The sequence below is a fragment of the Streptococcus oralis genome, assembly GCF_001578705.1.
Classification (GTDB): Bacteria; Bacillota; Bacilli; order Lactobacillales; family Streptococcaceae; genus Streptococcus; species Streptococcus oralis_J.
Genome location: NZ_KQ969037.1, coordinates 690,755 through 717,711, shown reverse-complemented (window position 1 = coordinate 717,711; position 26,957 = coordinate 690,755). Strand labels below are relative to the sequence as shown.

General features: G+C 42.2%; 32 protein-coding genes. 29 read left to right on the top strand and 3 right to left on the bottom strand.

Annotated features, from left to right (window positions below):
• Positions 1-76 precede the first annotated feature (76 nt).
• Both SORDD05_RS03585 and SORDD05_RS03580 read left to right on the top strand, forming a co-directional pair.
• Positions 77-529 carry a MarR family winged helix-turn-helix transcriptional regulator gene (locus SORDD05_RS03585; protein ID WP_061417117.1) on the top strand — a complete coding sequence of 151 codons (453 nt, stop codon included), beginning with the start codon at positions 77-79 and terminating at the stop codon, positions 527-529.
• Positions 530-542: 13 nt separating this feature from the next.
• Positions 543-1,250 carry a B3/B4 domain-containing protein gene (locus SORDD05_RS03580; protein WP_061417116.1) on the top strand — a complete coding sequence of 236 codons (708 nt, stop codon included), beginning with the start codon at positions 543-545 and terminating at the stop codon, positions 1,248-1,250.
• A gap of 61 nt (positions 1,251-1,311) precedes the next feature.
• Here SORDD05_RS03580 and queA read toward each other — a convergent pair whose 3' ends face one another.
• Entirely contained in the window at positions 1,312-2,340 is a 1,029-nt protein-coding gene (queA, locus tag SORDD05_RS03575) for a tRNA preQ1(34) S-adenosylmethionine ribosyltransferase-isomerase QueA (protein ID WP_061417815.1), read from the bottom strand.
• A gap of 147 nt (positions 2,341-2,487) precedes the next feature.
• On the opposite strand from queA, the gene SORDD05_RS03570 reads away from it, so the two are divergent.
• The 21 genes from SORDD05_RS03570 (at position 2,488) to SORDD05_RS03470 (ending at position 18,698) form a co-directional block, all read left to right on the top strand.
• Positions 2,488-3,195 (top strand): glucosamine-6-phosphate deaminase, encoded by a 708-nt coding sequence (locus tag SORDD05_RS03570; protein WP_061417115.1) that lies wholly within the window; start codon positions 2,488-2,490, stop codon positions 3,193-3,195.
• Positions 3,196-3,482: 287 nt separating this feature from the next.
• The gene (gene rpsU / locus SORDD05_RS03565; RefSeq protein WP_000048054.1) at positions 3,483-3,659 is read left to right on the top strand and encodes a 30S ribosomal protein S21; all 177 of its coding nucleotides are present in this window, start codon (positions 3,483-3,485) and stop codon (positions 3,657-3,659) included.
• A gap of 130 nt (positions 3,660-3,789) precedes the next feature.
• Complete coding sequence (hprK, locus tag SORDD05_RS03560) at positions 3,790-4,725, top strand: HPr(Ser) kinase/phosphatase (protein WP_000115188.1); 936 nt, start codon at positions 3,790-3,792, stop codon at positions 4,723-4,725.
• Positions 4,718-5,506, top strand: coding sequence for a prolipoprotein diacylglyceryl transferase (lgt, locus tag SORDD05_RS03555; protein WP_061417114.1), 789 nt, complete (start codon positions 4,718-4,720; stop codon positions 5,504-5,506). The genes hprK and lgt overlap by 8 nt, the downstream gene beginning before the upstream one ends.
• Positions 5,507-5,890, top strand: a complete 384-nt coding sequence (locus tag SORDD05_RS03550) for a DUF948 domain-containing protein (RefSeq protein WP_061417113.1) — start codon at positions 5,507-5,509, stop codon at positions 5,888-5,890.
• 15 nt (positions 5,891-5,905) lie between these two features.
• Positions 5,906-6,304, top strand: coding sequence for a YtxH domain-containing protein (locus SORDD05_RS03545; RefSeq protein ID WP_000517387.1), 399 nt, complete (start codon positions 5,906-5,908; stop codon positions 6,302-6,304).
• A 73-nt stretch (positions 6,305-6,377) separates the two neighbouring features.
• Entirely contained in the window at positions 6,378-7,508 is a 1,131-nt protein-coding gene (gene hemW / locus SORDD05_RS03540; protein WP_061417112.1) for a radical SAM family heme chaperone HemW, read from the top strand.
• A gap of 4 nt (positions 7,509-7,512) precedes the next feature.
• On the top strand, positions 7,513-8,250 hold the full coding sequence (locus SORDD05_RS03535; protein ID WP_061417111.1) for an acyl-[acyl-carrier-protein] thioesterase: 738 nt from the start codon (positions 7,513-7,515) through the stop codon (positions 8,248-8,250).
• A gap of 10 nt (positions 8,251-8,260) precedes the next feature.
• A complete protein-coding gene (locus tag SORDD05_RS03530) occupies positions 8,261-9,034 on the top strand; it encodes a TIGR01457 family HAD-type hydrolase (RefSeq protein ID WP_061417110.1) in 774 nt (257 codons plus the stop codon).
• Entirely contained in the window at positions 9,024-9,644 is a 621-nt protein-coding gene (locus SORDD05_RS03525) for a TIGR01906 family membrane protein (RefSeq protein ID WP_061417109.1), read from the top strand. Before SORDD05_RS03530 ends, SORDD05_RS03525 begins: the two co-directional genes overlap by 11 nt.
• A gap of 197 nt (positions 9,645-9,841) precedes the next feature.
• Positions 9,842-10,243, top strand: coding sequence for a Spx/MgsR family RNA polymerase-binding regulatory protein (locus tag SORDD05_RS03520; protein WP_004246303.1), 402 nt, complete (start codon positions 9,842-9,844; stop codon positions 10,241-10,243).
• Entirely contained in the window at positions 10,244-10,522 is a 279-nt protein-coding gene (locus SORDD05_RS03515) for a UPF0223 family protein (protein ID WP_061417108.1), read from the top strand.
• A complete protein-coding gene (locus SORDD05_RS03510; RefSeq protein WP_061417107.1) occupies positions 10,512-11,285 on the top strand; it encodes an inositol monophosphatase family protein in 774 nt (257 codons plus the stop codon). Before SORDD05_RS03515 ends, SORDD05_RS03510 begins: the two co-directional genes overlap by 11 nt.
• Positions 11,286-12,590 carry an RsmF rRNA methyltransferase first C-terminal domain-containing protein gene (locus SORDD05_RS03505; protein WP_061417106.1) on the top strand — a complete coding sequence of 435 codons (1,305 nt, stop codon included), beginning with the start codon at positions 11,286-11,288 and terminating at the stop codon, positions 12,588-12,590.
• A gap of 213 nt (positions 12,591-12,803) precedes the next feature.
• On the top strand, positions 12,804-13,685 hold the full coding sequence (locus tag SORDD05_RS03500; protein ID WP_061417105.1) for a phosphate ABC transporter substrate-binding protein PstS: 882 nt from the start codon (positions 12,804-12,806) through the stop codon (positions 13,683-13,685).
• On the top strand, positions 13,682-14,599 hold the full coding sequence (gene pstC, locus SORDD05_RS03495; RefSeq protein ID WP_061417104.1) for a phosphate ABC transporter permease subunit PstC: 918 nt from the start codon (positions 13,682-13,684) through the stop codon (positions 14,597-14,599). Before SORDD05_RS03500 ends, pstC begins: the two co-directional genes overlap by 4 nt.
• On the top strand, positions 14,589-15,473 hold the full coding sequence (gene pstA / locus SORDD05_RS03490; RefSeq protein ID WP_061417103.1) for a phosphate ABC transporter permease PstA: 885 nt from the start codon (positions 14,589-14,591) through the stop codon (positions 15,471-15,473). Before pstC ends, pstA begins: the two co-directional genes overlap by 11 nt.
• A gap of 10 nt (positions 15,474-15,483) precedes the next feature.
• A complete protein-coding gene (gene pstB / locus SORDD05_RS03485; RefSeq protein ID WP_061417102.1) occupies positions 15,484-16,287 on the top strand; it encodes a phosphate ABC transporter ATP-binding protein PstB in 804 nt (267 codons plus the stop codon).
• 12 nt (positions 16,288-16,299) lie between these two features.
• Positions 16,300-17,058: a phosphate ABC transporter ATP-binding protein PstB gene (gene pstB, locus SORDD05_RS03480; RefSeq protein WP_061417101.1), complete on the top strand. Its 759-nt coding sequence runs from the start codon at positions 16,300-16,302 to the stop codon at positions 17,056-17,058.
• 11 nt (positions 17,059-17,069) lie between these two features.
• Positions 17,070-17,723 carry a phosphate signaling complex protein PhoU gene (gene phoU, locus SORDD05_RS03475; RefSeq protein WP_061417100.1) on the top strand — a complete coding sequence of 218 codons (654 nt, stop codon included), beginning with the start codon at positions 17,070-17,072 and terminating at the stop codon, positions 17,721-17,723.
• Between the two features lie 159 nt (positions 17,724-17,882).
• Entirely contained in the window at positions 17,883-18,698 is an 816-nt protein-coding gene (locus tag SORDD05_RS03470) for an ABC transporter substrate-binding protein (RefSeq protein ID WP_061417099.1), read from the top strand.
• A gap of 19 nt (positions 18,699-18,717) precedes the next feature.
• On the opposite strand, the gene SORDD05_RS03465 is transcribed toward SORDD05_RS03470, so the two are convergent.
• Positions 18,718-19,989: an aminotransferase-like domain-containing protein gene (locus SORDD05_RS03465; protein ID WP_061417098.1), complete on the bottom strand. Its 1,272-nt coding sequence runs from the start codon at positions 19,987-19,989 to the stop codon at positions 18,718-18,720.
• A gap of 144 nt (positions 19,990-20,133) precedes the next feature.
• On the opposite strand from SORDD05_RS03465, the gene budA reads away from it, so the two are divergent.
• From budA to SORDD05_RS03445, 4 genes are all read left to right on the top strand, one after another.
• Positions 20,134-20,865, top strand: coding sequence for an acetolactate decarboxylase (gene budA, locus SORDD05_RS03460; RefSeq protein ID WP_061417097.1), 732 nt, complete (start codon positions 20,134-20,136; stop codon positions 20,863-20,865).
• Between the two features lie 9 nt (positions 20,866-20,874).
• On the top strand, positions 20,875-21,630 hold the full coding sequence (locus SORDD05_RS03455) for a YhfC family intramembrane metalloprotease (protein ID WP_061417096.1): 756 nt from the start codon (positions 20,875-20,877) through the stop codon (positions 21,628-21,630).
• A 185-nt stretch (positions 21,631-21,815) separates the two neighbouring features.
• The gene (locus tag SORDD05_RS03450; RefSeq protein WP_061417095.1) at positions 21,816-22,628 is read left to right on the top strand and encodes a Cof-type HAD-IIB family hydrolase; all 813 of its coding nucleotides are present in this window, start codon (positions 21,816-21,818) and stop codon (positions 22,626-22,628) included.
• A 43-nt stretch (positions 22,629-22,671) separates the two neighbouring features.
• Positions 22,672-23,604 carry a LacI family DNA-binding transcriptional regulator gene (locus tag SORDD05_RS03445; RefSeq protein WP_061417094.1) on the top strand — a complete coding sequence of 311 codons (933 nt, stop codon included), beginning with the start codon at positions 22,672-22,674 and terminating at the stop codon, positions 23,602-23,604.
• 24 nt (positions 23,605-23,628) lie between these two features.
• Here SORDD05_RS03445 and SORDD05_RS03440 read toward each other — a convergent pair whose 3' ends face one another.
• Positions 23,629-24,837 carry an MFS transporter gene (locus tag SORDD05_RS03440; RefSeq protein WP_061417093.1) on the bottom strand — a complete coding sequence of 403 codons (1,209 nt, stop codon included), beginning with the start codon at positions 24,835-24,837 and terminating at the stop codon, positions 23,629-23,631.
• Positions 24,838-24,936: 99 nt separating this feature from the next.
• On the opposite strand from SORDD05_RS03440, the gene SORDD05_RS03435 reads away from it, so the two are divergent.
• Together SORDD05_RS03435 and murB are read left to right on the top strand one after the other, a co-directional pair.
• Positions 24,937-25,758: an AraC family transcriptional regulator gene (locus tag SORDD05_RS03435; RefSeq protein WP_061417092.1), complete on the top strand. Its 822-nt coding sequence runs from the start codon at positions 24,937-24,939 to the stop codon at positions 25,756-25,758.
• 268 nt (positions 25,759-26,026) lie between these two features.
• Positions 26,027-26,932 carry a UDP-N-acetylmuramate dehydrogenase gene (murB, locus tag SORDD05_RS03430; RefSeq protein WP_061417091.1) on the top strand — a complete coding sequence of 302 codons (906 nt, stop codon included), beginning with the start codon at positions 26,027-26,029 and terminating at the stop codon, positions 26,930-26,932.
• Positions 26,933-26,957 lie beyond the last annotated feature (25 nt).

The following is a 26,957-nucleotide window of genomic DNA, read 5'->3' as shown; positions in this document are numbered from 1 at the left end:
TTGTTTTCAAAGTGTTTTTATTGCATTTGCAACAAAAATGTGCTATTCTATCATCATAGATACGAGGGGAGGAAACATGTCGTTATTACGCGAAATCGGAGTTATAGCCCGTGCCCTAGATTCTATTGCTAATATTGAGTTTCGTGATATTGAACTAGCTCGTGGGCAATATCTTTATTTAGTACGAATCAAGGAGAATCCAGGAATCATTCAAGAAGCCTTGTCGGATTTACTGAAGGTTGACCGTTCGACAGTTGCTCGTTCAGTAAAAAAACTGGAAGAAAAGGGGTTAATAAAACAAGGAATAACCAGTACAAATCGGAAAAATAAAGAGTGGTTTGTCACTGAAAAAGGAGAGGCACTTTATCCTTTTATCCTTGCTGAACATCACTATTCAGAGAATTCTGCCCTAAAAGGATTTTCTAGGGAAGAGGCCAGGGAACTGGAGAGCCTACTAATTCGGGTTAGAAAAAATATTACAAGTGATTGGGATATGGTCAAAAAAGGCCAGAAAAGAAATTATTTATAATAAGAGGTGAAAGATGAAAGTTATCGTTGAAAATGAATTTTGGAGCTTGTTTCCAGAAGCACAGATTAGCGTTTTAGTAGTAAAGGGATTAGATAATACAGTTGATGAAAGCAAGGATCCCTATTTCAAAACCTTGCTAGATAAGGGAGCTAGACGAGCTGAGGATTTCATTTCGGACGAGAATTTTACTCAGAATGATGTCATTCAAGAATGGCGTCAGGCTTTCAGCAAGTTCAAAACGAAAAAGGGTGCTCGTTCTTCGATTGAAGCCCTACTTAAGCGGGTCAGTCAGGGAAGAGAGTTCAATCCCATCAATCCCTTGGTAGACATCTATAATAGTGTCTCTCTATCTTATGCGGTTCCCTGTGGTGGCGAGGATGCGAACAAGATTGTAGGCAATCTTCATCTTGGTCAGGCCAAGGGAGGAGAACCTTTCTTTCCACTAGGAGCTGAAAACGATGCTCCTGCACTTCCAGAAGAACTGATCTATTACGATGATGAAGGAGCAGTTTGTCGTTGTCTCAACTGGAGAGAGGCGCAGAGAACCATGCTGACAGAAGAGACAAAAGATGCTGTCTTAGTGATTGAAGCGATCAATGGTGAACAGGCGGCGCGTGCTCGGGCTGCCATGGAAGAATTACAGGACTTGGTAAAGGACTACTTTGGTGTTCAAGGCAAACTGATTCATTTAACTTCTGAGTCCCCAGAAATTACACTTTAAACAGAAATAGCCCCGTCATCTCTTAGGAATAAACTATCCTAAAGAAATGATGGAGCTATTTTTAATAGATAAACATGGCATCACCGAAACTGAAGAAACGGTAGTGTTCTTGAATAGCGTGGTGGTAAGCATCTAAGACTAATTCACGGCCTGCAAAGGCAGAAACCAACATGACGAGGGTTGATTTTGGCAGGTGGAAGTTGGTTGAAAAGGCATCCACGACCTTCCATTCGTAACCAGGTTTGATAAAGATATTGGTCCAGCCAGAATCTGCTTGGATTTGCCCATCAAACTTGGAACCAATAGTCTCCAGTGTGCGAATAGAAGTAGTTCCAACAGCAATAACACGACCTCCATTTTCCTTGACAGAGCGAAGGGTGGCTGCGGCTTCATCAGAAAGTTGGTAGAACTCTGAGTGCATTTCGTGTTCGTCCAGATTGTCAACAGAAACGGGTCTAAAGGTTCCTAAACCAACGTGGAGCGTTAAATAAACCAAATGGACACCTTTTGCTTGGATCTCTGCTAGCAGTTCTTTGGTGAAGTGCAGTCCAGCAGTCGGTGCAGCAGCAGAGCCACTTTCCTTAGCGTAGACCGTTTGATAACGTTCACGGTCATCCAGTTTTTCATGGATGTAGGGTGGTAGTGGCATTTCACCTAAACTTTCCAAAACTTCTAGGAAAATCCCTTGGTATTCAAAGCGGACAATGCGCCCACCGTGGGTCAATTCCTCCGTAACGACAGCGCTAAGGCGACCATCACCAAAGCTGACGCGAGTACCGACCTTGAGGCGTTTGGCAGGTTTGGCTAGGACTTCCCACTCATCACCGGCAGTATTTTTGAGCAGGAGAAGCTCCACATGACCTCCTGTCTCTTCCTTTTGGCCATAGAGGCGGGCTGGGAGAACACGGGTGTCGTTCATGACAAGGGCATCACCTGGCTCCAACATATCGATGATGGAGTGGAAGTGCTTATCCTGAAATTCTCCCCTCTCTCGGTTGACGATGAGGAGTTTGGAGGCATCTCGTTTTTCAAGTGGTGTTTGGGCAATCAATTCCTCAGGCAAGTGGAAATCAAAATCAGCTGTATTCATTTTTTTCATCATTCTTTCTAACTTCTAATCTTATCCATTATAACACGTTTCAAGTTTGGACGCTCTTTTTTTGGAAATTAAATCGTTTTCACTTGACAAAAATTGGTCTATACCATATAATGAATATAGAAATATGGAGGATATAAAATGAAAGTTATTAAAGTTGAAAATCAAGTCGAAGGTGGAAAAGTAGCTTTTGAGATTTTGAAGGAAAAGTTGGCCAATGGTGCTCAAACATTGGGACTTGCAACAGGGAGCAGTCCACTTGAGTTTTACAAGGAAATCGTTGAGAGTGACCTTGATTTTTCAAATCTGACCAGTGTGAACCTTGATGAGTATGTAGGGCTTGATGGGGACAATCCTCAGTCTTACCGTCACTTTATGCAAGAACACTTATTCAACCAAAAACCATTTAAAGAAAGCTTCTTACCCCGTGGGATTAAGGACAATGCTGAAGCTGAAGTTGAACGCTACAACCAAATTTTGGCTGACCATCCAGTCGATCTCCAAATCTTAGGAATCGGTCGCAATGGTCATATTGGCTTTAATGAGCCTGGTACTCCATTTGACAGTCAAACGCACTTAGTTGAGCTTGACCAGTCCACAATCGAAGCCAATGCTCGCTTCTTTGACAAGATTGAAGACGTTCCAACTCAAGCCATTTCAATGGGAATTAAAAACATCTTGGATGCCAAGTCAATTATCCTCTTTGCTTACGGTGAGTCGAAAGCAGAGGCTATTGCTGGGACAGTTTCTGGACCTGTTACTGAGAATCTCCCAGCAAGTAGCCTGCAAAATCACCCTGATGTGACTATTATTGCAGATGCTGAAGCACTCAGCTTACTTGAAAAATAAAAATTACAAGAACCACTTGCTCTTTGGAGTGAGTGGTTTTTGAGATCTTGAATTGATATCGCTTAACAACCACCAAGACCTCATTGTAAGTTGGGAGCGGAGAAAATTCTTGGCAGTGCAGATTTTAAATAACTTTCTTTTAGGTATCATGGTATCTATTGTAACAATTTGGTTCTTTCTAGGGAAGAAAGTGAAGATAATATAAGTTTATGGCAGTTTTTTCCTTGACATTTATTCATTTTGCGTGTAAAATAGAATAGATCTTGAACTTGAAGGGAGTGAAAAAAATGTCTAAAACAGTAGTACGTAAGAATGAATCTCTTGACGATGCACTTCGTCGTTTCAAACGTGCGGTTACTAAAGCTGGTACTCTTCAAGAAACACGCAAACGTGAATTCTATGAAAAACCTTCTGTAAAACGTAAACGTAAATCAGAAGCAGCTCGTAAACGTAAAAAATTCTAATTTGAAATGAAAGGCTAGAGAAATCTAGTCTTTTTATTTTTAAATAAATACTGTAAATCCTGCAAAAAAAGGAAACTTCCAACTACAATTTGATATAATAGTAAGGAGAACTCAATTGAAGGAGGAAATTATGTCGGTTTTAGTAAGAGATGTCATTGAAAAGCTCAGACTAGATATTGTCTATGGTGAAGGCGAGTTACTTGAAAAGGAAATCAACACTGCGGACATTATGAGACCAGGTCTTGAAATGACGGGCTATTTTGATTACTATACTCCAGAACGGATTCAACTGTTAGGGATGAAGGAGTGGTCCTATTTGGTCGCCATGCCTGCCCATAACCGTTATCAAGTTTTGAAGAAAATGTTTCTACCTGAAACACCCGCTGTCATCGTTGCTCGTGGCTTGGTAGTGCCAGAAGAAATGTTGAAAGCTGCTAGGGAATGTAAGATTGCGATTTTAACCAGTCGAACATCAACCAGTCGTTTATCTGGAGAGTTATCTAGCTACCTTGATTCCCGTTTAGCTGAACGTACGAGTGTGCATGGCGTCTTGATGGATATCTATGGCATGGGTGTCTTGATCCAAGGGGATAGTGGTATCGGTAAGAGCGAGACAGGTCTTGAGCTTGTGAAACGTGGACACCGTTTGGTAGCAGATGACCGTGTGGATATCTTTGCCAAGGATGAAATGACCCTTTGGGGAGAGCCCGCTGAAATTTTGAAGCATTTACTTGAGATTCGTGGAGTGGGTATTATTGACGTGATGAGTCTCTACGGAGCAAGTGCTGTGAAAGATTCTTCGCAAGTCCAGTTGGCTGTTTACTTAGAAAATTATGATACCCATAAGACCTTTGACCGTCTAGGAAATAATGCCGAAGAACTCGAAGTTTCTGGTGTGACGATTCCGCGTATCCGCATCCCAGTAAAAACAGGACGCAATATCTCTGTTGTTATTGAGGCGGCAGCCATGAACTATCGCGCTAAAGAAATGGGATTTGATGCGACGCGTTTATTTGAAGAACGCTTGACTAATCTCATCTCAAAAAATGAGGTGAAAGATGATTAATCCAGTTGCATTTGAAATCGGTCCTTTTTCCATTCGTTGGTATGCTTTGTGTATTGTGGCTGGATTGGTCTTGGCTGTCTATCTTGCCATGAAAGAAGCTCCTAAAAAGAAAATTCTATCAGATGATATTTTGGATTTTATCCTGATTGCTTTTCCAGTTGCGATTTTAGGTGCTAGACTTTACTATGTGATTTTTCGATTAGATTATTATCTGCAAAATCCAGGTGAAATCATCGCCATCTGGAATGGTGGCTTGGCCATTTACGGAGGTTTGATAGCAGGGGCTATTGTTCTTTATATCTTTGCAGATAGAAAGCTGATCAATACTTGGGATTTCTTAGATATTGCAGCTCCGAGCGTCATGGTTGCGCAAAGTTTAGGACGCTGGGGAAACTTCTTTAACCAAGAAGCCTACGGTGCAGCAGTAGATAGTCTGGAATATTTGCCAGGCTTTATCCGTGATCAGATGTACATTGAGGGGAGCTACCGTCAGCCGACCTTCCTATATGAGTCGGTTTGGAATCTGATCGGATTTGCTTTGATTCTGATTTTTAGACGAAAATTAAAAGGAATCAGACGCGGTCAGATCACTGCTTTCTACTTGATTTGGTATGGCTTTGGTCGTATGATCATCGAAGGAATGCGGACGGATAGTCTCATGTTCTTTGGTCTGCGAGTTTCCCAATGGTTATCAGTTGTCCTTATCGGACTTGGTATTTTTATCATACTTTATCAAAATCGAAAGAAAGCCCCTTTCTATCATACAGAGGAGGAAAAATAAATGTTAGAAGTTGCATATATACTTGTTGCGATTGCTTTGATTGTCTGTTTAGTCTATTTGACAATCACGATTCAAAAAGCAGGTCGTATGATTGATGAGACAGAGAAAACCATCAAAACGTTGAGCTCAGATGTGAACGTTACCTTGCATCAGACCAATGAGTTGTTGGCTAAGGTCAATGTGTTAGCAGACGATATTAATGTCAAAGTTGCGACGATTGATCCACTCTTTACGGCTGTAGCAGACTTGTCAGAGTCAGTATCTGATCTCAACCAACATGCACGTGTTTTAGGCAAAAAAGCTTCATCTGCTGGTTCAAAGACCATTAAAACAGGTGCAAGCTTGTCAGCTCTTCGTTTCGCAAGTAAATTTTTCAAAAAATAAAAAAGGAGAAATCTTATGGGAAAACTATCCTCTATCCTTTTAGGAACGGTTTCAGGTGCAGCTCTTGCCTTGTTCTTAACCAGTGACAAGGGCAAGCAAGTTTGCAGTCAAGCTCAGGATTTTCTGGATGATTTGAGAGAAGATCCAGAATACGCTAGAGAGCAAGTCTGTGAGAAATTGACAGAAGTGAAGGAACAGGCAAGGGACTTTGTGCTGAAAACAAAGGAACAAGTAGAATCTGGTGAAATCACTTTTGATAGTGTCCTTGACCAAGCTAAAAACTGTGCTCGACAAGCGACAGAAGCATCGAAGGAAACCTTTAACAACCTCAAGGAGCAATGGCAAGAACAGTCAGCAACTCCAGACGTCGCTGAAGACCAAGAAGAAATCATCATCGATATTACTGAAGTATAAGGTATCACCATCTCTGATTTTTGGAGATGGTGATTTTTATCTGCAAGCCTGTCTTTGTGGTATAATAAATACTATGCAGAAAAAACCAACGTCCGCCTATGTGCATATTCCCTTTTGCACACAGATTTGTTATTATTGCGACTTTTCAAAGGTCTTTATCAAGAATCAACCAGTAGATAGTTACCTGGAGCATCTGCTGGAAGAGTTTCGTTCTTATGATATCCAAAAGTTGTCAACTCTCTATATTGGAGGTGGAACGCCAACGGCTCTGTCCGCTCCGCAATTAGAGCTGCTCTTAGATGGCTTGACTAAAAACTTGGACTTGTCTGTCTTGGAAGAGTTGACCATTGAGGCCAACCCAGGCGATTTGGACGCGGATAAGATAGCCGTTTTGAAGAACTCGGCTGTCAATCGTGTTTCGCTAGGTGTGCAGACCTTTGATGACAAGATGCTGAAAAAAATTGGGCGCAGTCATTTGGAGAAGGATATTTATGAAAATATTGACCGTCTGAAACTGGCTGGTTTTGACAATATCTCCATCGACCTAATCTACGCTCTTCCTGGTCAAACTATGGATCAGGTCAAGGAAAATGTGGCTAAGGCCATTTCCCTTGATATTCCTCATATGAGCCTTTATAGCTTGATTTTGGAGAATCATACGGTCTTTATGAACCGTATGCGACGAGGGAAGTTGCCTCTGCCCAAGGAAGAGTTAGAAGCAGAAATGTTTGAGTACATCATTGCAGAACTTGAGCGGGCTGGTTTTGAGCATTATGAGATTTCCAATTTCTCCAAGCCAGGCTTTGAAAGTCGCCACAATCTCATGTACTGGGACAATGCTGAGTATTATGGTATTGGTGCGGGTGCTTCAGGTTATGTGGACGGGGTGCGTTATAAAAACCACGGTCCTATCCGCCACTATCTCAATGCAGTAGAGGCAGGGAATGCTCGGATTACAGAAGAACACCTGAGTCAAAGGGAGCAGATGGAAGAAGAAATGTTCCTAGGACTCCGGAAAAAATCCGGGGTTTCCATGACACGATTTGAGGAAAAATTTGGACGGTCCTTTGATGGACTTTATGGCGAAATCATCAGAGACTTGGTTCAACAAGGCCTCATGCAGATAGATGGAGATCGTGTCCGAATGACAAAGAGAGGTCTCTTTTTAGGAGACACTGTAGCAGAACGATTTATTTTGGAGTAGAACAATGGGCTTAACTTATCAAATGAAAATGAAAATTCCTTTTGATATGGCGGACATGAACGGTCATATCAAACTTCCAGATGTGATTTTGCTGTCCCTGCAAGTATCAGGTATGCAGTCGATTGAATTGGGAGTTAGCGACAAGGATATGTTAGAACGTTACAATCTGGTCTGGATTATTACAGACTATGCGATTGACGTGGTTCGCTTGCCTCGCTTTGCTGAGGAGATTACGATTGAAACGGAAGCTTTGAGCTATAATCGTCTCTTTTGCTATCGTCGCTTCACCCTCTACGATGAAGCAGGCCAAGAAATCATTCGCATGGTAGCAACCTTTGTTCTCATGGACAGAGACAGTCGTAAAGTTCATGCTGTCGAACCGGAGATTGTTGCTCCTTATCAGTCTGAGTTTGATAAAAAACTCATCCGTGGGCCAAAGTATGCAAATCTAGAAAACCCGATCAGTAAAGGCTACCATGTTCGTTTTTACGACTTGGATATGAATGGTCATGTTAATAACAGCAAATACCTGGATTGGATTTTTGAGGTCATGGGAGCAGACTTTTTGACCAAGTATATTCCAAAGAAAATCAATCTCAAATATGTCAAAGAAGTGCGACCGGGTGGCATGATTGCTTCAGCTTATGAACTCAAGGGACTAGAAAGCAAGCATGAGATTATCAGTGATGGCGAAATCAATGCCCAAGCCATGATTACTTGGCAAGAAATTAAAGGCAATTAGAAAGGACGATATGGCTTATAAAGGTTATTTAATTGATTTAGACGGGACCATTTACAAGGGGAAAGACCGAATTCCGGCAGGTGAGGCTTTTGTGCATGAACTGCAAAAGCGAGAGATTCCCTATCTCTTTGTAACCAACAATACAACCCGAACTCCAGAGAGTGTTCAAGGGATGTTGGCTCAGAATTTTAACATTAATACCCCTCTATCAACTGTCTACACGGCAACTCTGGCAACCATAGACTATATGAACGACTTGGGACTGGAAAAGACAGTCTATGTCATCGGTGAAGCTGGGCTCAAGGATGCCATTCAGGCAGCTGGTTATGTCGAAGACAAGGAAAATCCTGCCTATGTGGTAGTTGGACTGGACTGGCAAGTCGACTATGAAAAATTTGCTACGGCGACCCTAGCAATCCAAAAGGGTGCTCATTTTATCGGAACTAATCCAGACCTCAATATTCCGACGGAACGTGGCCTTTTGCCTGGTGCTGGTTCACTAATTACACTTCTTGAAGTGGCAACACGAGTGAAGCCTGTTTATATTGGAAAACCAAATGCTATCATTATGGATAAGGCAGTTGAGCACTTGGGCTTGAAAAGAGAAGAATTGCTCATGGTCGGGGATAACTACTTGACTGATATTCGAGCAGGGATTGACAATGGCATTCCAACGCTTTTAGTGACAACAGGTTTCACCAAGGCAGAAGAAGTAGCAGACCTGCCAATCGCACCAACTCATGTGGTGTCTAGCCTTGCGGAGTGGAATTTTGATGAAAACTAAACTGACCTTTTGGGGAAGTATGCTCTTTCTCCTCTCCCTTTCTATCCTACTGACTATTTATCTGGCATGGGTTTTCTATCCTTGGGAAATTCAGTGGCTGAACTTAACGGAACGGGTTTATCTAAAGTCCGAAACCATTCAGTACAATTTTCATATCTTGATGAATTACCTGACCAATCCCTTTAGTCAGGTCTTAGAGATGCCAGATTTTCGTTCATCAGCTGCAGGTCTACACCACTTTGCGGTGGTGAAGAACCTCTTTCACCTAGTTCAGCTAGTTGCCCTAGTGACACTTCCAAGTTTCTATTTCTTTGTTAGAAAGATTGTGAAAAAAGGCTTTTTGCCCCTATATCGTAAAAGTATCCTGGCTCTAGTGCTACTGCCTCTAGTCATTGGGCTTGTAGGAGTGTTGATTGGTTTTGAGCAATTTTTTACTCTCTTCCATCAGATTCTCTTTGTGGGAGATGATACCTGGCTTTTTGATCCCGCAAAGGATCCCGTTATTTTGATTTTACCAGAGACCTTCTTCCTCCATGCTTTCCTTCTCTTCTTTGGACTCTATGAAAGTTTCTTTGGTTTTCTTTATTTGAAAAGTCGTAGAATACTTTAATGTGTTGCATTGATAAAACAGAGATGAAGTTAAAAATTCTTATGAGGAGTGAATTAACTTCATCGGAATTGAGTAATTCGTTCGCATACAGTCTATTTTTCTAGAAAAAAATAGGCTTTTTTCTAGAAATTGCTAGTCAAGCGCTTTATTTTTTTGTATAATAGGAATAGCAAAGTATAGATAAAGAAGAGAAAAGCATGATTACACTATTTTTATCACCGAGCTGTACATCATGTCGTAAGGCAAAGGCCTGGTTAGAGACGCATAAAGTTCCTTTTGAGGAGCACAATATTATGACCAGTCCTTTAACAAGAAAAGAATTGCAACACATTCTTTCCTTGACCGAAAATGGTACTGATGACATCATTTCAACTCGTTCAAAAATTTTTCAAAAATTGGATATTGATGTAGAGAGTATTTCGGTATCGGAGTTGCTTCAGTTGATTGAGCAATATCCTAGTCTTTTGCGTCGCCCAATTATTATAGACACCAAACGCATGCAGATCGGTTTTAATGAAGATGAGATTCGTGCTTTTCTCCCTCGTAGTTACCGTAAACAAGAACTGAAAGAAGCAACATTGAGAGCTGGTATTGGATAAATGAACAAACAGTATAGTTACCCACTAGATTTGTCGTGGAGCACTGAAGAACTTGCTTCAGTGCTTTCTTTTTTTAATGATGTTGAAGCTGCCTATGAAGACAAGGTAGAAGCAAAAAAACTGCTAGAATCTTACCAGAAATTTAAGTCTGTCGTTCCAAGCAAAAGCGAAGAAAAGCGCCTAGGTCGCGAATTTGAGACGGCTAGCGGTTATTCCTTCTATCATGCAGTTCAATTAGCAAAAGAAAAAAGAGAAGGGAAGATTTCTCTTGGAAACTAAATTTGAATTTGCCAAGCAGATTGTACAGGAAGCTGCTGACTATATTTTGGCTCACATGAAAGAAGATTTGCAGGTTGAGCGCAAGTCTTCGCCTACTGACTTGGTGACGCGTTTGGATAAGGAGGTTCAGGATCTCTTAGTTCAGAGAATTTTGGCATCTTATCCAGAAGACTTGATTTGCGCGGAAGAGGGCTGTTTACGTGCTGCGGTCGGTCAAGGTTCCGTTTGGGTGATTGATCCCATTGACGGTACCAATAATTTTGTTGCCCAGCAGGAAGATTTTGCAGTTATGTTGGCCTATTTTGAAAATGGGGTTGGGAAATTTGGCATCATCTATGATGTCATGAAAGGTGATTGTTACCATGGTGGTGGTGCCTTTCCTGCTTGTCGCAATAATGAGCCCTTACCAACATTTAAAAAGAAACCTCTTCAAGAATTTTTAGTTGCCGGTAACTCAGCTATGTTTGAAACCAATGAGTGGGGCTTGGCAGATTTGGGCCGAGCAGCGTTGGGAGTCCGTGTCTATGGTAGTGCGGCCATTAGTTTTGCCAAGGTTTTATCGGGTCGTCTTCTGACTTATATTACCTACTTGCAGCCATGGGATTACGCTGCGGCCAGTATTTTAGGAGAAAGTCTGGGTTATCGCCTTCTTACGGTATCAGGTGAGCCCGCTGATTTTAAAACGCGTCAGCCTGTCATGATGGTGCCAATCGAGATGCAAGAAGAGATTCAGTCTTATATCTACGAAAGGAAAGAGAACTAAATGCAATTTCCAGAAGGATTTGTTGAAAAATATGAAGCGATACTAGAAGATGAGGCAAGAGATTTTCTTGCCTCTTTTAAGCAGGAAGCGGTTTCGGCTTTTCGGGTTAATCCCTTAAAAGAAAGTCAATTGTCGTTTGCGGATGCTATTCCAAATACACCTTGGGGACATTATGGCAAGGTCTCAGGGAAGTCACCAGAGCACGTGACGGGTCTCGTTTATTCACAAGAGCCTGCAGCCCAAATGGTGGCCCAGGTCTCTCAACCCCTTCCTGGTATGAAGGTCTTGGACTTGGCGGCAGCACCAGGTGGAAAATCCACTCAACTAGCAGCTTATCTGGCTAATCAGGGAGTCCTTGTTTCCAACGAAATTTCAAGCAAGCGTGCTAAAATTTTAGTGGAAAATATGGAGCGGTTTAGTGCTACAAACGTAGTTGTGACCAATGAGTCTGCGGACCGCTTAGCCAAGGTCTTTAAAGGTTATTTTGATGTTATTGTCCTTGATGCCCCTTGCTCGGGGGAAGGAATGTTCCGTAAGCAGCCAGAGGCCATGGATTATTGGAGTTCCGATTATCCTAGCCAATGTGCTAGTCTCCAAAGAGAAATTTTAGAAGATGCAGTGACCATGCTTGCAGAAGGTGGTCGTTTGGTCTATTCGACCTGTACTTGGGCACCTGAGGAAAATGAAGAAATCGTCCACTGGTTGCTGGATACTTATGACTTTGAATTGCTTCCAGTTGAGCATGTGAACGGTATGGTAGCAGGAATTGATCTTCCTGAAACGGCGCGGATGTACCCTCATCATTTCAAGGGAGAAGGCCAGTTTGTTGCCCACTTGCAGTTTAAGGGAGAAAATCCAGCACCTAAATTCAAGGCTGGCAAGAGCAATCTCAGTCGTGAACAACTGGCTTTGTGGCATGATTTTGCCCAAAAACACTTGCGGGTCAATCTAACAGGTATCTTGCAGACTTTTGGAGACCAACTCTATCTCTTGCCAGAGATGCTACCTGATCTAGGGAAACTCAAAATTGCCCGAAATGGACTTCATCTGGGGACGTTTAAGAAGAAACGTTTTGAACCAAGCTTTGCTCTCGGTTTGGCCTTGAAACCAAGCCAAGTAAAACAAAGTGTTGAAATCAATGATGAGGACTTTGTAAAATATGTGGCTGGTGAGACCGTTCAATTGTCTGAAGCTCGACCAAATGGCTGGTACCAAGTTGTGGTTCAAGGAAACGGATTAGGCTTTGCCAAGGTAACGGGTAATGTTTTGAAAAATTATTACCCAAAAGGGCTCAGATTCAGGTGAAAAAGCTAGTCAAAGAGTCTATTCTATGTTATAGTGGAAGTATGAGTTTTTTCTGATAGTCTTTCATTATTACTTATATTATGTGGTGGACTTGGTTTGCTCTTGGAACACGAAGTGTAAAAGGAGTAGGAGCGCTAGAATCACGATGATAAGATGATTGAGACATAAGGAAAGAAATCAGAACATTCATTATTATGTTCAAGGAGAAAAACAGTGAAAAAAAGAAAAAAGCTCGCCATGTCTCTTGCAGCTCTTTTGATGGCAGGTTCTCTAGCAGGGTGTGCTAGCTGGATTGATCGTGGAGAGTCCATGACGGCCGTTGGCTCCACTGCTCTTCAGCCTCTAGTAGAAGCAGCAGCAGATGAATTTGGCTCTAGAAATATCGGAAAAACAGTCAATGTTCAAGGTGGTGGATCGGGAACTGGTTTGTCTCAGGTTCAGTCTGGAGCGGTCGATGTCGGAAATTCGGATGTCTTTGCTGAGGAAAAAGATGGCATTGATGCGACGGCGCTTGTAGACCATAAGGTTGCCGTTGCTGGCTTAGCTGTTATCGTCAATAAAGAGGTGGATGTCACCAATATTACGACCGAGCAGCTTCGTAAAATTTTTACCGGTGAGATCACCAACTGGAGTGAATTGGGGGGGAAGGACTTAGCCATTTCAATCATTAACCGGGCAGCCAGCTCCGGTTCTCGGGCAACTTTTGATAGTGTTATTATGAATGGTCAGTCTGCCCAGCAGAGCCAAGAGCAGGATTCCAACGGAATGGTTAAATCCATCGTGTCTCAAACACCTGGAGCCATTTCTTACCTAGCCTTTGCCTATGTGGATGATTCTGTTCAAACCATTCAGTTGAACGGCTATGCGCCAACCTCTGAAAATGTGACGACCAACAATTGGCCACTCTGGTCTTATGAGCATATGTATACCTTGGGACAACCCAATGAATTGGTCCAAGAATTCTTAGACTTTGTCCTTTCTAGTGAAGCACAGGAAGGAATTGTCAAAGGAATGGGCTACATCTCCATCAATGAGATGAAGGTGCAAAAAGATGCGACAGGAGTCGTGACTGAGATTGAAGGAGCAACCCCATGAATCATCAAGAATTAGCTAAAAAATTAGTCTCCCCTTCTAAAAATTCGCGACTGGAGAAGTTTGGAAAGGTTCTTACCTTCCTTTGTCTGTCCCTGATTGTTCTCATTGTGGCGATGATTTTGGTTTTTGTAGCCCAAAAAGGCTTATCGACTTTCTTTGTCAATGGGGTCAATATCTTTGATTTCCTCTTTGGACAAACTTGGAATCCTTCAGGGAAACAATTTGGTGCCCTTCCGATGATTTTGGGTTCCTTTATTGTGACGATTTTATCAGCCCTCATCGCAACACCCTTTGCTATTGGTGCTGCAGTCTTTATGACAGAAGTATCACCAAAGGGTGCAAAAATCTTGCAACCAGCTATTGAACTTCTCGTCGGTATTCCTTCGGTCGTCTATGGATTTATCGGTTTGCAAGTTGTGGTGCCTTTTGTTCGTAGCGTCTTTGGTGGAACTGGTTTTGGGATCTTGTCAGGGATTTTCGTTCTCTTTGTCATGATTCTACCAACTGTAACCTTTATGACAACAGACAGCTTGCGTGCTGTTCCTCGTCATTACCGTGAAGCTAGTTTAGCTATGGGAGCCACTCGTTGGCAAACCATCTGGCGTGTGACCTTGAAAGCAGCACGTTCAGGTATTTTCACTGCAGTGGTCTTTGGGATGGCGCGTGCCTTCGGTGAAGCCCTTGCCATTCAGATGGTGGTCGGAAACTCAGCAGTTATCCCAACCTCGCTAACAACACCAGCTGCGACCTTGACATCTGTATTGACTATGGGAATTGGGAATACTGTCATGGGAACGGTTGATAATAACGTTCTCTGGTCACTGGCCTTGGTATTGCTCTTGATGAGTTTGGCCTTTAACAGTGTGATTAAATTGATTACGAAAGAAAGAGGAAAGAAAAACTATGCACGCTAAGAAATTTGATAAATTGGCGACGGGAATCCTCTACACCATTGCAGGTATAATCGTGGCTATTCTAGCATCCTTGATTCTTTATATCTTGGTTCGTGGTTTGCCCCATATCTCTTGGTCTTTCTTGACTGGCAAGTCATCATCTTACCAAGCAGGTGGAGGGATTGGAATTCAACTTTATAATTCCTTCTTCCTTTTGGTCATTACCCTGATTATTTCTGTTCCCCTATCTATGGGGGCTGGGATTTACCTAGCTGAATATGCCAAAAAAGGTCCTGTGACCAATTTTGTCAGAACCTGTATTGAAATCTTGTCCTCTCTTCCTTCTGTTGTTGTAGGTCTCTTTGGTTACTTGATCTTTGTCGTCCAGTTTGAGTATGGATTTTCAATCATTTCAGGTGCCTTGGCCTTGACGGTCTTTAACCTCCCTCAGATGACTCGAAATGTTGAGGACAGTTTAAAACACGTTCACCATACACAACGTGAGGCTGGTTTGGCCCTTGGAATTTCTCGTTGGGAGACTGTAGTCCATGTCGTCATTCCAGAAGCTCTTCCAGGTATCGTAACGGGTGTTGTCTTGGCATCTGGCCGTATCTTTGGTGAGGCTGCCGCTCTTATCTATACGGCAGGACAATCTGCTCCAGCCCTTGACTGGTCTAACTGGAATATCCTCAGTGTTACCAGCCCTATCTCAATCTTCCGACAAGCAGAAACCTTGGCTGTCCACATCTGGAAAGTCAATAGCGAAGGAACCATTCCTGATGCGACCATTGTATCTGCTGGTTCTGCCGCCGTGCTCCTCATCTTTATCTTGATTTTTAACTTTGGAGCTCGCAAACTCGGAAGCTATTTACACAAGAAATTAACCGCTGCCTAAAGGAGAAGCCATGTCAAAATATAACTGGGATGAAAAGCATATCATCACCTTCCCTGAAGAAAAAGTGGCCCTCTCAACCAAGGATTTACATGTTTACTATGGTAAAAATGAATCCATCAAGGGCATCGATATGCAATTTGAAAAAAATAAAATTACAGCCTTGATTGGTCCTTCTGGATCAGGGAAATCTACCTATCTTCGCAGTCTCAATCGGATGAATGATACCATTGATATTGCCAAGGTCACAGGTCAAATCCTCTACCAAGGGATTGACGTCAACCGTCCAGAAATCAATGTCTATGAGATGCGCAAGCATATCGGAATGGTCTTTCAACGTCCAAATCCATTTGCCAAGTCTATCTATCGCAACATCACTTTTGCACACGAACGTGCTGGAGTTAAGGATAAACAAGTTCTAGATGAAATTGTAGAAACGTCACTTCGACAAGCTGCCCTTTGGGACCAGGTCAAAGATGACCTTCACAAATCAGCCTTGATGCTTTCTGGTGGTCAGCAGCAACGTCTCTGTATCGCTCGTGCTATCTCTGTCAAGCCAGATATACTCTTGATGGATGAGCCTGCTTCAGCCTTGGATCCGATTGCGACAGCCCAGCTGGAAGAGACTATGCTGGAATTGAAGAAGGACTTTACCATCATCATCGTTACCCACAGTATGCAACAGGCTGCGCGTGCAAGTGACTACACTGGATTTTTCTACTTGGGTGATTTGATTGAGTATGATAAGACATCCAATATTTTCCAAAATGCTAAGTTACAGTCAACCAATGACTATGTAACGGGACACTTTGGTTAGAAAGGAAACGGTATGTCAGAAGCGATTTTACAGGTGTCAGACCTGTCTGTTTATTACAATAAAAAGAAGGCCTTGAATAGTGTTTCTCTTTCTTTCCAACCTAAGGAAATAACGGCCTTGATAGGTCCTTCTGGATCAGGAAAGTCCACCCTGCTCAAAGCCATCAACCGCATGGGCGATCTAAATCCTGAGGTGACAACAACTGGATCAGTGGTCTATAATGGTCACAATATCTACAGTCCCCGCACCGATACGGTTGAATTGCGTAAGGAAATCGGTATGGTCTTTCAACAGCCCAATCCCTTCCCCATGTCTATCTACGAAAATGTTGTCTATGGGCTACGTATCAATGGTATTAAGGACAAGCAAGTTCTTGATGAAGCAGTAGAAAAGGCCTTGCAACGTGCTTCTATCTGGGATGAAGTCAAGGATCGTTTGCATGATTCGGCCATTGGTCTCTCAGGTGGACAACAACAACGTGTTTGTGTTGCTCGTGTCTTAGCAACCAGTCCGAAAATTATCCTCTTAGATGAACCAACTTCAGCTTTGGATCCTATCTCGGCTGGTAAGATTGAAGAAACATTGTATGGCCTAAAAGACAAATACACCATGCTCTTGGTAACGCGTTCCATGCAGCAGGCTTCTCGTATCTCTGATAAAACTGGCTTTTTCCTAGATGGAGATTTGATTGAGTTTAATGATACGAAGAAGATGTTTCTTTCCCCTCAAAACAAGGAAACAGAAGATTATATTACAGGAAAATTTGGATAAGGAGTTGAAAGATGTTACGATCACAATTTGAAGAAGATTTGGAGAAATTGCACAACCAGTTCTACGCCATGGGACAAGAAGTGCTCTCACAAATCAATCGTACAGTGCGTGCCTTTGTCACGCATGACCGTGATTTGGCAAAAGAAGTCATCGAAGACGATGCAGAGATAAATGAATACGAAGTGAAATTAGAAAAGAAATCATTTGAAATGATTGCCCTTCAACAACCTGTTTCGCAAGACCTTCGTACCGTCTTGACCGTTCTCAAGGCAGTTTCAGACGTGGAACGCATGGGAGATCATGCAGTGTCTATCGCTGAGGCGACCATTCGTATGAAGGGGGAGCAACGTATCCCTTCCGTTGAAGAAGAAATCAAAAAGATGGGACGCGACGTAAAAAACTTCGTCGAAGCAGCTCTAGATCTCTATCTCAACGGTTCTGTGGATCAAGCCTACGAAGTAGCCGCTCTGGATGAAAAAATCAACCATTACTTTGATAGCATCCGTGATTTGGCTACAGAAGAAATTAGGAAAAATCCTGAAGCTATCGTTACAGGTCGTGATTACTTCCAGGTCATTTCCTTCTTGGAGCGTATCGGAGACTATGCAAAAAATATCTGTGAATGGGTTGTTTACTTTGAAACAGGTAAAATCGTCGAACTCTAAGAAACGGATTAAATATGCAATAAAAAAGGCTAATCAACTCAGATTAGTCTTTATTTTTGAATAAAAAGGAATTTTTTTGAAATGAAAATTCTGAAAATGTTGATAAGTATTTTCAAATAAGTTATAATTATTCGGAAATAACAGAAAGGTCGTTTATTTATGAAGTTTAAGAAATGGATAGTAGTTGTGTGTAGTATGCTTGCCAGCATGATTTTAGTAGCTTGTCAATCAAGTACGGATAGTTCCCAGTCTGCTGTGGAAGCTATCAAACAAAAAGGGAAGCTAGTTGTTGCGACCAGCCCAGACTATGCGCCATTTGAATTCCAATCCTTGGTAGATGGTAAAAACCAAGTGGTTGGGGCAGATATTGATATGGCTCAAGCGATTGCGGATGAACTTGGAGTTAAACTTGAAATCTCTAGCATGAGTTTTGACAATGTCTTGACCAGTCTTCAAACTGGAAAGGCTGACTTAGCAATTGCAGGAATTAGTGCCACAGATGAGAGAAAGGAAGTCTTTGACTTTTCAATCCCTTACTATGAAAATAAGATGAGTTTCTTGGTTAGAAAAGCCGATTTAGACAAGTACAAGGATCTTTCAAGCCTTGCAAGTGCCAATATCGCAGCTCAAAAGGGAACTGTGCCAGAAACCATGGTCAAGGAACAATTGCCAAATGCCCAGTTGACATCCTTGACTAATATGGGTGAAGCAGTCAATGAATTGCAGGCTGGAAAAGTGGACGCTGCTCATCTGGATGAACCAGTTGCTCTTAGCTACGCTGGTAAAAACTCAGACCTTGTCGTTGCATCTGTTAACTTGACAATGAAAGATGGCGAAGCCAATGCCGTTGCTATCAAGAAGGATCAATCAGACTTGAAAGCAGTAGTAGATAAGGTTATCCAAAAACTGAAAGATGACGGAACCTATCAAACTTATCTTGAAAAAGCAGCGAAACTAACAGAAGTTGAACAATAAGAAAAAGCAGAGTTGGACTTTAATCCAACTCTGCTTTTATGTATTCTAATAGCTCTTCTAGATTTTCAAGAGTGACTTTGGCAAACTGATAAGGGCAGGCATCCAAATAAGCCTTCTCAAAAAAGTCTAGTTTGAGTGAGCTGTGTTTCAAACTGGCAATCTTAGGATAGTGTCTCAAATCAAGCAAAAGACCATCGTGTAGAGGGTAGTGGGGCAAGGGACAGGTGTTTTCTTCAAGCACTTTCTTTATCTGAGCCTGATAGTTCTCTTGAAGGGTCAGTCTGGCCAATCGATTTTTTTCAAATAACTGGCTATCGATGTAAAGAGAAAGAGCCTTTTGCATGATGAGATTGCTGTCATAGTCCAGGATATTTTTGTAGGAAACAAAGGCCTCTTTTAGGGCATTTGGAAGAATGAGAGCTGTGATGCGGAGAGCTGGAAAGAGGCTAGTTGAGAAGGACTTGATATAAACGACCCGATCCTCAGTATCCAGATAGTGGAATGTTTGGCCCTTTCTAGGATCTAGGTCCCCTAAATAGTCATCCTCGACGATATATACACCATACTGGTTTGCTAGATCCAGAATAGCCCTCTTTTCCTGATCAGAATAGGAATGACCTAGGGGATAGTGGAAGCGAGGAATAGTGTAGAAAAACTTGATTTTCCCAGATTTGAATTGTTCTTCCAGTTCTTCAAGGTCAATGCCATCAATACGGCGTTCAATGGTCTGGTAGGCCAATCCCTGAGCGACCAAGAGGCGGTTCATCCGGTGGTAAGTCGGTTGTTCGACCAAAATCTCAGCTCCCTCGCTCGGAAAGTCAATCTGAGAAAGGATAAAGAGAGCTTGCTGGGTGCCAGATGTTAGAACCAGTTGATCGGGTTTGCAGTAGAGGGCTTGGTTGAAAAGAAGTTGATGAACAGATTGTCTGAGTTCCTCAAGGCCTTCTTGGTTGTCATAGTAGTTGAAGAGGTAGTTTTCTCTTCCAATCAATGTTTCATTGACACAGAGTCTGAAGTCGTCATAAGCACTGGCATGTTCGTCAGGGACTTCGATTTCCAAGTCCTGATGTTGCCCCTGTTCTAGAACATAGTAGCCACTTTGGGGCTTGGCATAGAGGTATTGTTCATGGCGTAATTCCAGTAGGGCTCGTTGGATAGTGTCCTTGCTACAGCTGAAGTCTTGGCTCAATTGACGGATGGAGGGAAGCCGGCTACCTGTTGGAAATTTTCCTGATTCGATACCCTTTTTGAGAAAGGAAACGACTGCTTGGTATTTACTTTCTTTCTTCATTCCAGACCTCCCTTGATTTTGTTACATTGTACCTTTTTTTTGCCTCCTTTGCAATGGGAAAAGCATTCCCCCTTTCACAACTAGGAGCAAATGTGGTATACTTAGAAAGTATGATGATTCATTGAAAAGAAGATAAGAAAGAGAATGGATAGAAAAGTGCAGGAACCGGTAAAATTATTTCAATACAATACTCTAGGTGCCCTAATGGCTGGTCTCTATGGCGGAACCATGACAGTAGGAGAATTGCTGGAGCATGGCGACCTTGGTTTAGGAACCCTTGATTCGATTGATGGGGAATTGATTGTCCTTGATGGCAAGGCTTATCAAGCCAAAGGTTCAGGGGAACAACCTGAAATCGTTGAGGTGGCAGCGGATTCCCTTATTCCCTATGCGGCAGTGGTCCCTCATCAGGCAGAAGTGATTTTCCGTCAGCGCTTTGAGATGACTGACAAGGAATTGGAAAAGCGGATTGAGTCCTACTATGATGGGGAGAATCTCTTTCGCTCCATCAAGATTCATGGGGAATTCGCCCACATGCACGTACGGATGATTCCTAAATCCACACCTGATACCAAGTTTGCTGATGTCGCGACTCACCAGCCTGAGTATAGCCGTGAAAATGTATCAGGAACCATTGTTGGATTTTGGACACCGGAGATTTTCCATGGGGTGAGTGTTGCAGGCTACCATTTGCACTTTATCTCAGATGATTTGACCTTTGGTGGGCATGTGATGGACTTTGTTATCAAAGAAGGAATGATTGAGGTTGGGGCAGTCGACCAGTTGGATCAACGTTTTCCTGTCCAAGATCGCCAGTATTTATTTGCCAAATTTAACGTTGACGAAATGAAGAAAGATATTGATAAGTCAGAATAGGAGAAAAAGATGACACTACATATTATCCTTACCATGATAGCTTTGGTTTTAGTCCTAGTAGGTGGGACTTGGTACGCCAAAAAACGGTTTAAAATCTCTCTTGCAGTGATGGGCTTGGGGGCAATCGCATTTTTTGTTTCTTCTCAAGTGTTAGAGAAGATGGTTCACCTTCTGATACTCCATCCGCAAAAAGATGGAACCATTCCGCTCATGCAGGAGCAGCCTTTCCTATATGTTCTTTACGCGATTGCCATGGCTGCCCTTTTTGAGGAAACTGCCCGCCTTGTCTTTTTTAAATGGTTGGAGAAAAAGAGAAGTCTAGAAGAGAAAGACGCTTTGGCTTACGGCTTGGGACATGGAGGTTTGGAGTTGCTCTATCTCGGGATGGGAAGCTTAATCAGTTTGTTGATCCTCTTTTCACTCATCCAGTCTTCAAACACTGATGTAGCCAATCTCCTTCCAAAGGCTACCCTCGAAACGGTTCAGTCTCTATCGATATGGCAGGTTTATTTATTAGGAGTTGAGCGTGTGCTTGCCCTAGTTCTCCAAATCGGTCTTTCCATCTGGGTTTACCAAAGTGTTAGCCAAAAGAAATGGATCTACCTAGTTGCTGCTTATTGTTTGCATGCCTTGTTTGACTTGGCTCCAGCCTTATCTCAAGTGGGATGGATTGCAAATCCGCTTCTAGTTGAGTTTATTCTTCTCGTAGAACTACTAGCCTTTATCTGGCTAACAAAATCTACATTTTGGAAAAAATCATCATAAAAAGAGGGAAACCTCTTTTTATTGTTCTCTGTTAACTCTATGCTCGAAAATAATTTAAAAATTTTTTTATTTTTCTCTTGACATGGAACGCGTTCCAGAATGTACAATGGTATCAAAGGTTGGGAATGCGCATTTAAACCGACCTATCACACGCTAGCGAACAAAGAAGAAAAGAGGACAACATTATGACCATCAAACGTATTTTTTCGGATATGGACGGCACCCTTCTCAATTCTGAGGGCCGCGTTTCTAGCGAGAATAGCAAGGCTATCCGCGATGCTCAGATTCCGCTGACTCTGGTTTCTGCTCGAGCTCCAATGGAAATGAGAGAGGCTATCGAAGCACTTCAGCTGACTGGCCCTCAAGTAGGTTTTAACGGTGGTTTGATTTATCAGATTGTGGATGGAAAGGTCAAGCCCCTTCATATAGATATTCTCCCTAGAAAGACAGCACAAACTATCTTACAGGCAGTGCGCCAGCATTTTCCACAAATTAGCGTCAGCTATTATGATATGACGAACTGGTATTGTGATAGAATAGATGAAGGGATTCGTCTAGAGTTCAACATCACGCGCCAGGCACCAACGCTTACGAACGAGGCTGATTTTCTAGCAGTCAAGGACAATACCTTCAAGATAATGATGATTGCCCTAGATAATGACGAACTATTAGCACTGGAGAAATACTTGCAAGCCCTAGACTTGGGCGAGGTCAGTATTCTCCGATCTGGTCAATATCATCTAGAAATTACCAGCAAAACTGCTAAAAAATCAAAAGGTATTGCTTATATTCTCAAAAAAGAAGGTTTAGATAAGAGCCAGACCGCTGCCTTTGGTGATGGGCACAACGATATCCCAATGTTTGAGATGGTGGGCTATCCAATTGTAATGGGCAATGCCTTTCCTGACATCAAAGAGCTGGCTTATAAGGTAACACGCAGCAATGATGAACATGGTGTCGGCTACGGCATCCGTAAATATCTCAAAAAAATCCATTAATCACGTGTTCGGAGGGTGTCAATCCTCCTATAGAAAGCAAACAATGACAAATATTCGAAAAATTGCCAAACTGACTGGTTACTCAGTTTCTAGCGTGTCACGCGTCATCAACAACCATCCTCATGTATCCGAGGAGGCTCGCCAGAAAATCCTGCAAGTTATGGAGGAATTGGACTATCGTCCTAACATCCTAGCTCAGGAGTTAAGTTCGGGTTCGACTCGTAGGGTTGGTGTTGTTATTCCCTACACGACACTCCATCCATATTTTAGTCAGTTACTTAACGGACTCTTGGATGCGGCTATGGATCATAACTATACCTTGCTCATCCTACCTTCTCGTTATGATATAGACTTGGAAAAATATTATCTGGAGCAGCTTCGAGGAAGGGCCTTTGACAGTCTTATTTTCACCTCTCGCAGTGTGGATTTAGAAACCATTGCTTCCTACACTAAGTATGGTAATATTGTCTGCTGTGAGGAAGTGCAGGACCCCAATCTGAGCAGCGTCTATGTGAACCGGACCCATGCCTGCAAGACAGCCTTCAACTGGATTAAAGACCAGGGAAAAAGTAGAATTGCTCTGCTATTTACCCGAAAAGACCTAAAAAGTTCCACCTACCGTCTCACTATGGAAGCCTACAAGGAAGTTTTTGGTGAAAAAACAGAACCTCTGATTTTGGATGGTATTTCCACGGGAGAGGATGCTTATGAGCAAGGGGATAGCCTACTAGAGCAAGATTTAGACTGTATTTTCAGCAACGGAGATGATGTGGCAACTGGTGTAGTTCGCTATTATCAGGAGAAAAATCTTGAATTACCCTTGCTGATTGGCCAAGAAAAGCAACTGACAGGAGAGGTACTGGGGATTCCTACCATTGATAACAAATCCTACCAACTCGGTCAGGAAAGCTTCAAGCAAGCTCTCTCTGACGAAAAACGGACCATTATCCTACAATCGGAGTTTATCATACGATGATAAAATAGGCTCAAGCGACAATCGTCACTTGAGACCTATTTTTCTTCTATACAGCATCCGTAAACAAATCAGGATGCAGATGCTTAGGCAGGCAATCAAGACCAGACGATACGGATCCAGCCCTGAACTAGAACTAGCTAGGTGCACCAAGTTACCAGAGAGATAAAAGACAAGTACGCTAACAAGATAGGCAATCCCCTGATAAATATTCCAAATTGTAAAGGGGCTAGGACTTGCTGCCTGGTGTTTGACTAGAGAAATGTAGAGTCCCCATAGAGCTCCCACAGCCCCATTTAATAACCCCCAACCTATGCTCCAAAAGATTGTATAGGATACAGCATCGTGGGGAAGAAAGAAGATCAAAAGAATCTCGCATCCCGTTACTACCAGTAAGATTGTGAAAAACAGAGAACGTCTTTTCTCAAAACAAGGACCTGCAAGAGCAAGGGCTAGGACGTTCCCCAGCAAACTCATACTCGAATATAGAGACACGAGTTTGGCGGAAAGGTGCAATACCTGTACCATATAGAGAACATTCATCGTTAAGGTTACATATAAAATCAAACTATCCAAAAGTAGGATACGGACATGGTGCCAGAGCTGTTTTTTCAAAACCTGCCAGTCCATCTGCCTTGTTACTTGATGATTTTGAAACAAGCTATAGTCTGTTTGTAACTGTTTCAAAAGGATAAACTGCATGAACAGACTAGCAAGAGCAATCACCAGTAACCAACGATAATGAAGTGCAGTCAGTTCTTTTCCGATGAAAAAGGAAATAAGAAGGGTATAAAAGCTCGTGACCAGCTGAAACAAACTTAAGTAACTGAGAAATTTTGCGCGGACTTTCTCTTCTGTTAATAATAATATTAAGGGATTCCAAGCCAGACCAAAGCCCAACTCCACGGCTATCTGATATAGAACCAGAAAAAGAGCATAGATAGAAAAAGTCACACTTTCGTAGGGAATCACTACTAATATCCCTAGCAAACACAGCTTAGACAGTATACTCCACCGCATCAGGTCAAGGAGATTTTTCCTTCGCATCAGATAAGACAAGGGAATGCGGACAAGGGCTATAATCGGTAGCATTGTGATAAGCCAACTATTTTGCAAATCACTAAAACTTAAAATCTGACTCATAAAAAGAATCATGAAGTCACCTGTTATGGTGATAGAAACAATTTGATTACTGAGGTTGAGCCCTACCATACTAGATTGATACGATTTTTTCATTTGTTCTCCTTTCTTGCCCCATTATAAACCAGAGTTTGTTCCTTTTCTAGGAGTTCATGATGAAGAAATATGCACTTATGTTGCAAGGAGAAAGTATTTATGAAACTATGGCACTATTTTAAAGAAACATCTAAGGAATTTTACCTTGAAGAATGTGGGATTGATGATTATTCTAGCTTTCCTTTTTATGACTATACTGTTTTTCAGGATTTTATTATCCACTGGATTTGTGAGGGGAAAGGGTATCTGCAAGTTGATGGGAAAACCTATTCTTTGGAGAAAAATGATGGTTTTATCCTAAGAAAAGGCCAAAAAGTACGCTATTGGGCAAATCCAGAAGATCCTTGGACCACCTATTGGCTGGGATTTTCTGGAGACAAATTAAGCGACTATCTCCAAAACACACAAGTTTTTTATGAGTCTGTTTGCCATTTTGATAGTCTTTTTCAAAGCAGAGAAATCATTCAAGGCATCTGTCACAAAACTGTAGAAAATAGGCAAAAAGAAAGCTGGTATCAGATGCAAGTTTATACCTTCCTATACTACCTGCAGGAAGAATTTCCAGCAGAAATACCGCTGAATGTCACTCAAATCCCTGTTGAAAAAGCTGTGCTAATTTTGCTACAACAGTACCAACAAGACATTTCCATTCAAGACTTGGCATCTCAGGTCGGACTCAGTCGTAGTACTTTGTTTCGTCAGTTTAAGAAACTTTACCATAAATCTCCTCAACAATTTCTCCTTGAAACACGCCTGCTAAAGGCAAGAACACTCTTAACTGACACCAATCTATCTATAAAAGAAATTACCTTGGAAGTCGGCTATCAGGATCAACTAGTCTTTTCAAAAGCTTTTAAACATTTTTTCTCTGTGAGTCCTAAATTTTACCGCCAAAGCTCGAAAAATCCTCCATCCAACTAGCATCCATCTCAACATTTGCTTTAGAAGGGTCTTATTGATTGCTTCAAGTGCAGACAGATTCAATATAAAAAAATTTTCAAAACAGCATCCTGAAAGTTAGATGACATTCAACTAACTTTTGGGGTGTTTTTCTATTGCCTCCTATTCACGTCAACATCTGAATCCATCATTTGAAAAACATGAGTTGAATTATCAATAGTAATTTTGAGGTCGTCAAATGTCTCTAAAAATGGTATAATGGAATGAATTTTGAAAAAGGATGAGTAACATGTCAGTAAAAGAAAAAATACTTGAAATCCTAGAAGGAATCGATATTCGTTTTAAGGAACCTTTGAAGCTCTATACCTACACTAAGGTAGGGGGACGAGCGGATTATCTGGTTTTGCCACGCAATCGCTATGAGATGGCGCGTGTCGTCCAATTTGCCAATCAGGAGAATATCCCTTGGATGGTGCTAGGAAATGCCAGCAATATCATCGTTCGTGAAGGTGGAATCCGTGGTTTTGTCATCTTGTGCGATAAGCTTAATAACGTTTCAGTTGATGGTTATACCATTGAGGCAGAAGCGGGTGCTAATTTGATCGAGACAACACGTATTGCACTTCGTCATAGTTTGACTGGTTTTGAGTTTGCTTGCGGCATTCCAGGGAGCATCGGAGGTGCTGTCTTTATGAATGCGGGTGCCTACGGAGGAGAGATTGCTCACATTTTGCAGTCTTGTAAGATTCTGACCAAGGAAGGGGAAATCGAGACCTTATCTGCCAAGGATTTGGCTTTTGGTTACCGCCATTCAGCTATTCAGGATTCTGGGGCCATTGTCTTGTCGGCTAAATTTGCCCTTGCTCCAGGAAATCACCAGGTCATCAAGCAGGAAATGGATCGCTTGACGCACCTACGTGAACTCAAACAACCTCTAGAATACCCATCATGTGGTTCGGTCTTTAAGCGTCCAGTGGGGCATTTTGCAGGTCAGTTGATTTCAGAGGCTGGCTTGAAAGGCTATCGTATCGGTGGTGTTGAAGTATCTGAAAAGCACGCTGGTTTCATGATCAATGTTGCTGACGGTACGGCGAAAGACTACGAGGACTTGATCCAATCTGTTATCGAAAAAGTCAAGGAACACTCAGGTGTCACTCTTGAGAGAGAAGTCCGAATCTTGGGTGAGAAAGAGTAAAATTTAGGCAGAATAGCTGCTGCTA

Excerpts from the sequence above, each read along its gene's own strand:
- SORDD05_RS03585 (WP_061417117.1), top strand. The coding sequence starts at position 77 with ATGTCGTTATTACGCGAAATCGGAGTTATAGCCCGTGCCCTAGATTCT.
- SORDD05_RS03580 (WP_061417116.1), top strand. The coding sequence starts at position 543 with ATGAAAGTTATCGTTGAAAATGAATTTTGGAGCTTGTTTCCAGAAGCA.
- queA (WP_061417815.1), bottom strand. The coding sequence starts at position 2,340 with ATGAATACAGCTGATTTTGATTTCCACTTGCCTGAGGAATTGATTGCC.
- SORDD05_RS03570 (WP_061417115.1), top strand. The coding sequence starts at position 2,488 with ATGAAAGTTATTAAAGTTGAAAATCAAGTCGAAGGTGGAAAAGTAGCT.
- rpsU (WP_000048054.1), top strand. The coding sequence starts at position 3,483 with ATGTCTAAAACAGTAGTACGTAAGAATGAATCTCTTGACGATGCACTT.
- hprK (WP_000115188.1), top strand. The coding sequence starts at position 3,790 with ATGTCGGTTTTAGTAAGAGATGTCATTGAAAAGCTCAGACTAGATATT.
- lgt (WP_061417114.1), top strand. The coding sequence starts at position 4,718 with ATGATTAATCCAGTTGCATTTGAAATCGGTCCTTTTTCCATTCGTTGG.
- SORDD05_RS03550 (WP_061417113.1), top strand. The coding sequence starts at position 5,507 with ATGTTAGAAGTTGCATATATACTTGTTGCGATTGCTTTGATTGTCTGT.
- SORDD05_RS03545 (WP_000517387.1), top strand. The coding sequence starts at position 5,906 with ATGGGAAAACTATCCTCTATCCTTTTAGGAACGGTTTCAGGTGCAGCT.
- hemW (WP_061417112.1), top strand. The coding sequence starts at position 6,378 with ATGCAGAAAAAACCAACGTCCGCCTATGTGCATATTCCCTTTTGCACA.
- SORDD05_RS03535 (WP_061417111.1), top strand. The coding sequence starts at position 7,513 with ATGGGCTTAACTTATCAAATGAAAATGAAAATTCCTTTTGATATGGCG.
- SORDD05_RS03530 (WP_061417110.1), top strand. The coding sequence starts at position 8,261 with ATGGCTTATAAAGGTTATTTAATTGATTTAGACGGGACCATTTACAAG.
- SORDD05_RS03525 (WP_061417109.1), top strand. The coding sequence starts at position 9,024 with ATGAAAACTAAACTGACCTTTTGGGGAAGTATGCTCTTTCTCCTCTCC.
- SORDD05_RS03520 (WP_004246303.1), top strand. The coding sequence starts at position 9,842 with ATGATTACACTATTTTTATCACCGAGCTGTACATCATGTCGTAAGGCA.
- SORDD05_RS03515 (WP_061417108.1), top strand. The coding sequence starts at position 10,244 with ATGAACAAACAGTATAGTTACCCACTAGATTTGTCGTGGAGCACTGAA.
- SORDD05_RS03505 (WP_061417106.1), top strand. The coding sequence starts at position 11,286 with ATGCAATTTCCAGAAGGATTTGTTGAAAAATATGAAGCGATACTAGAA.
- pstC (WP_061417104.1), top strand. The coding sequence starts at position 13,682 with ATGAATCATCAAGAATTAGCTAAAAAATTAGTCTCCCCTTCTAAAAAT.
- pstA (WP_061417103.1), top strand. The coding sequence starts at position 14,589 with ATGCACGCTAAGAAATTTGATAAATTGGCGACGGGAATCCTCTACACC.
- pstB (WP_061417102.1), top strand. The coding sequence starts at position 15,484 with ATGTCAAAATATAACTGGGATGAAAAGCATATCATCACCTTCCCTGAA.
- pstB (WP_061417101.1), top strand. The coding sequence starts at position 16,300 with ATGTCAGAAGCGATTTTACAGGTGTCAGACCTGTCTGTTTATTACAAT.
- phoU (WP_061417100.1), top strand. The coding sequence starts at position 17,070 with ATGTTACGATCACAATTTGAAGAAGATTTGGAGAAATTGCACAACCAG.
- SORDD05_RS03470 (WP_061417099.1), top strand. The coding sequence starts at position 17,883 with ATGAAGTTTAAGAAATGGATAGTAGTTGTGTGTAGTATGCTTGCCAGC.
- SORDD05_RS03465 (WP_061417098.1), bottom strand. The coding sequence starts at position 19,989 with ATGAAGAAAGAAAGTAAATACCAAGCAGTCGTTTCCTTTCTCAAAAAG.
- budA (WP_061417097.1), top strand. The coding sequence starts at position 20,134 with ATGGATAGAAAAGTGCAGGAACCGGTAAAATTATTTCAATACAATACT.
- SORDD05_RS03455 (WP_061417096.1), top strand. The coding sequence starts at position 20,875 with ATGACACTACATATTATCCTTACCATGATAGCTTTGGTTTTAGTCCTA.
- SORDD05_RS03450 (WP_061417095.1), top strand. The coding sequence starts at position 21,816 with ATGACCATCAAACGTATTTTTTCGGATATGGACGGCACCCTTCTCAAT.
- SORDD05_RS03445 (WP_061417094.1), top strand. The coding sequence starts at position 22,672 with ATGACAAATATTCGAAAAATTGCCAAACTGACTGGTTACTCAGTTTCT.
- SORDD05_RS03440 (WP_061417093.1), bottom strand. The coding sequence starts at position 24,837 with ATGAAAAAATCGTATCAATCTAGTATGGTAGGGCTCAACCTCAGTAAT.
- SORDD05_RS03435 (WP_061417092.1), top strand. The coding sequence starts at position 24,937 with ATGAAACTATGGCACTATTTTAAAGAAACATCTAAGGAATTTTACCTT.
- murB (WP_061417091.1), top strand. The coding sequence starts at position 26,027 with ATGTCAGTAAAAGAAAAAATACTTGAAATCCTAGAAGGAATCGATATT.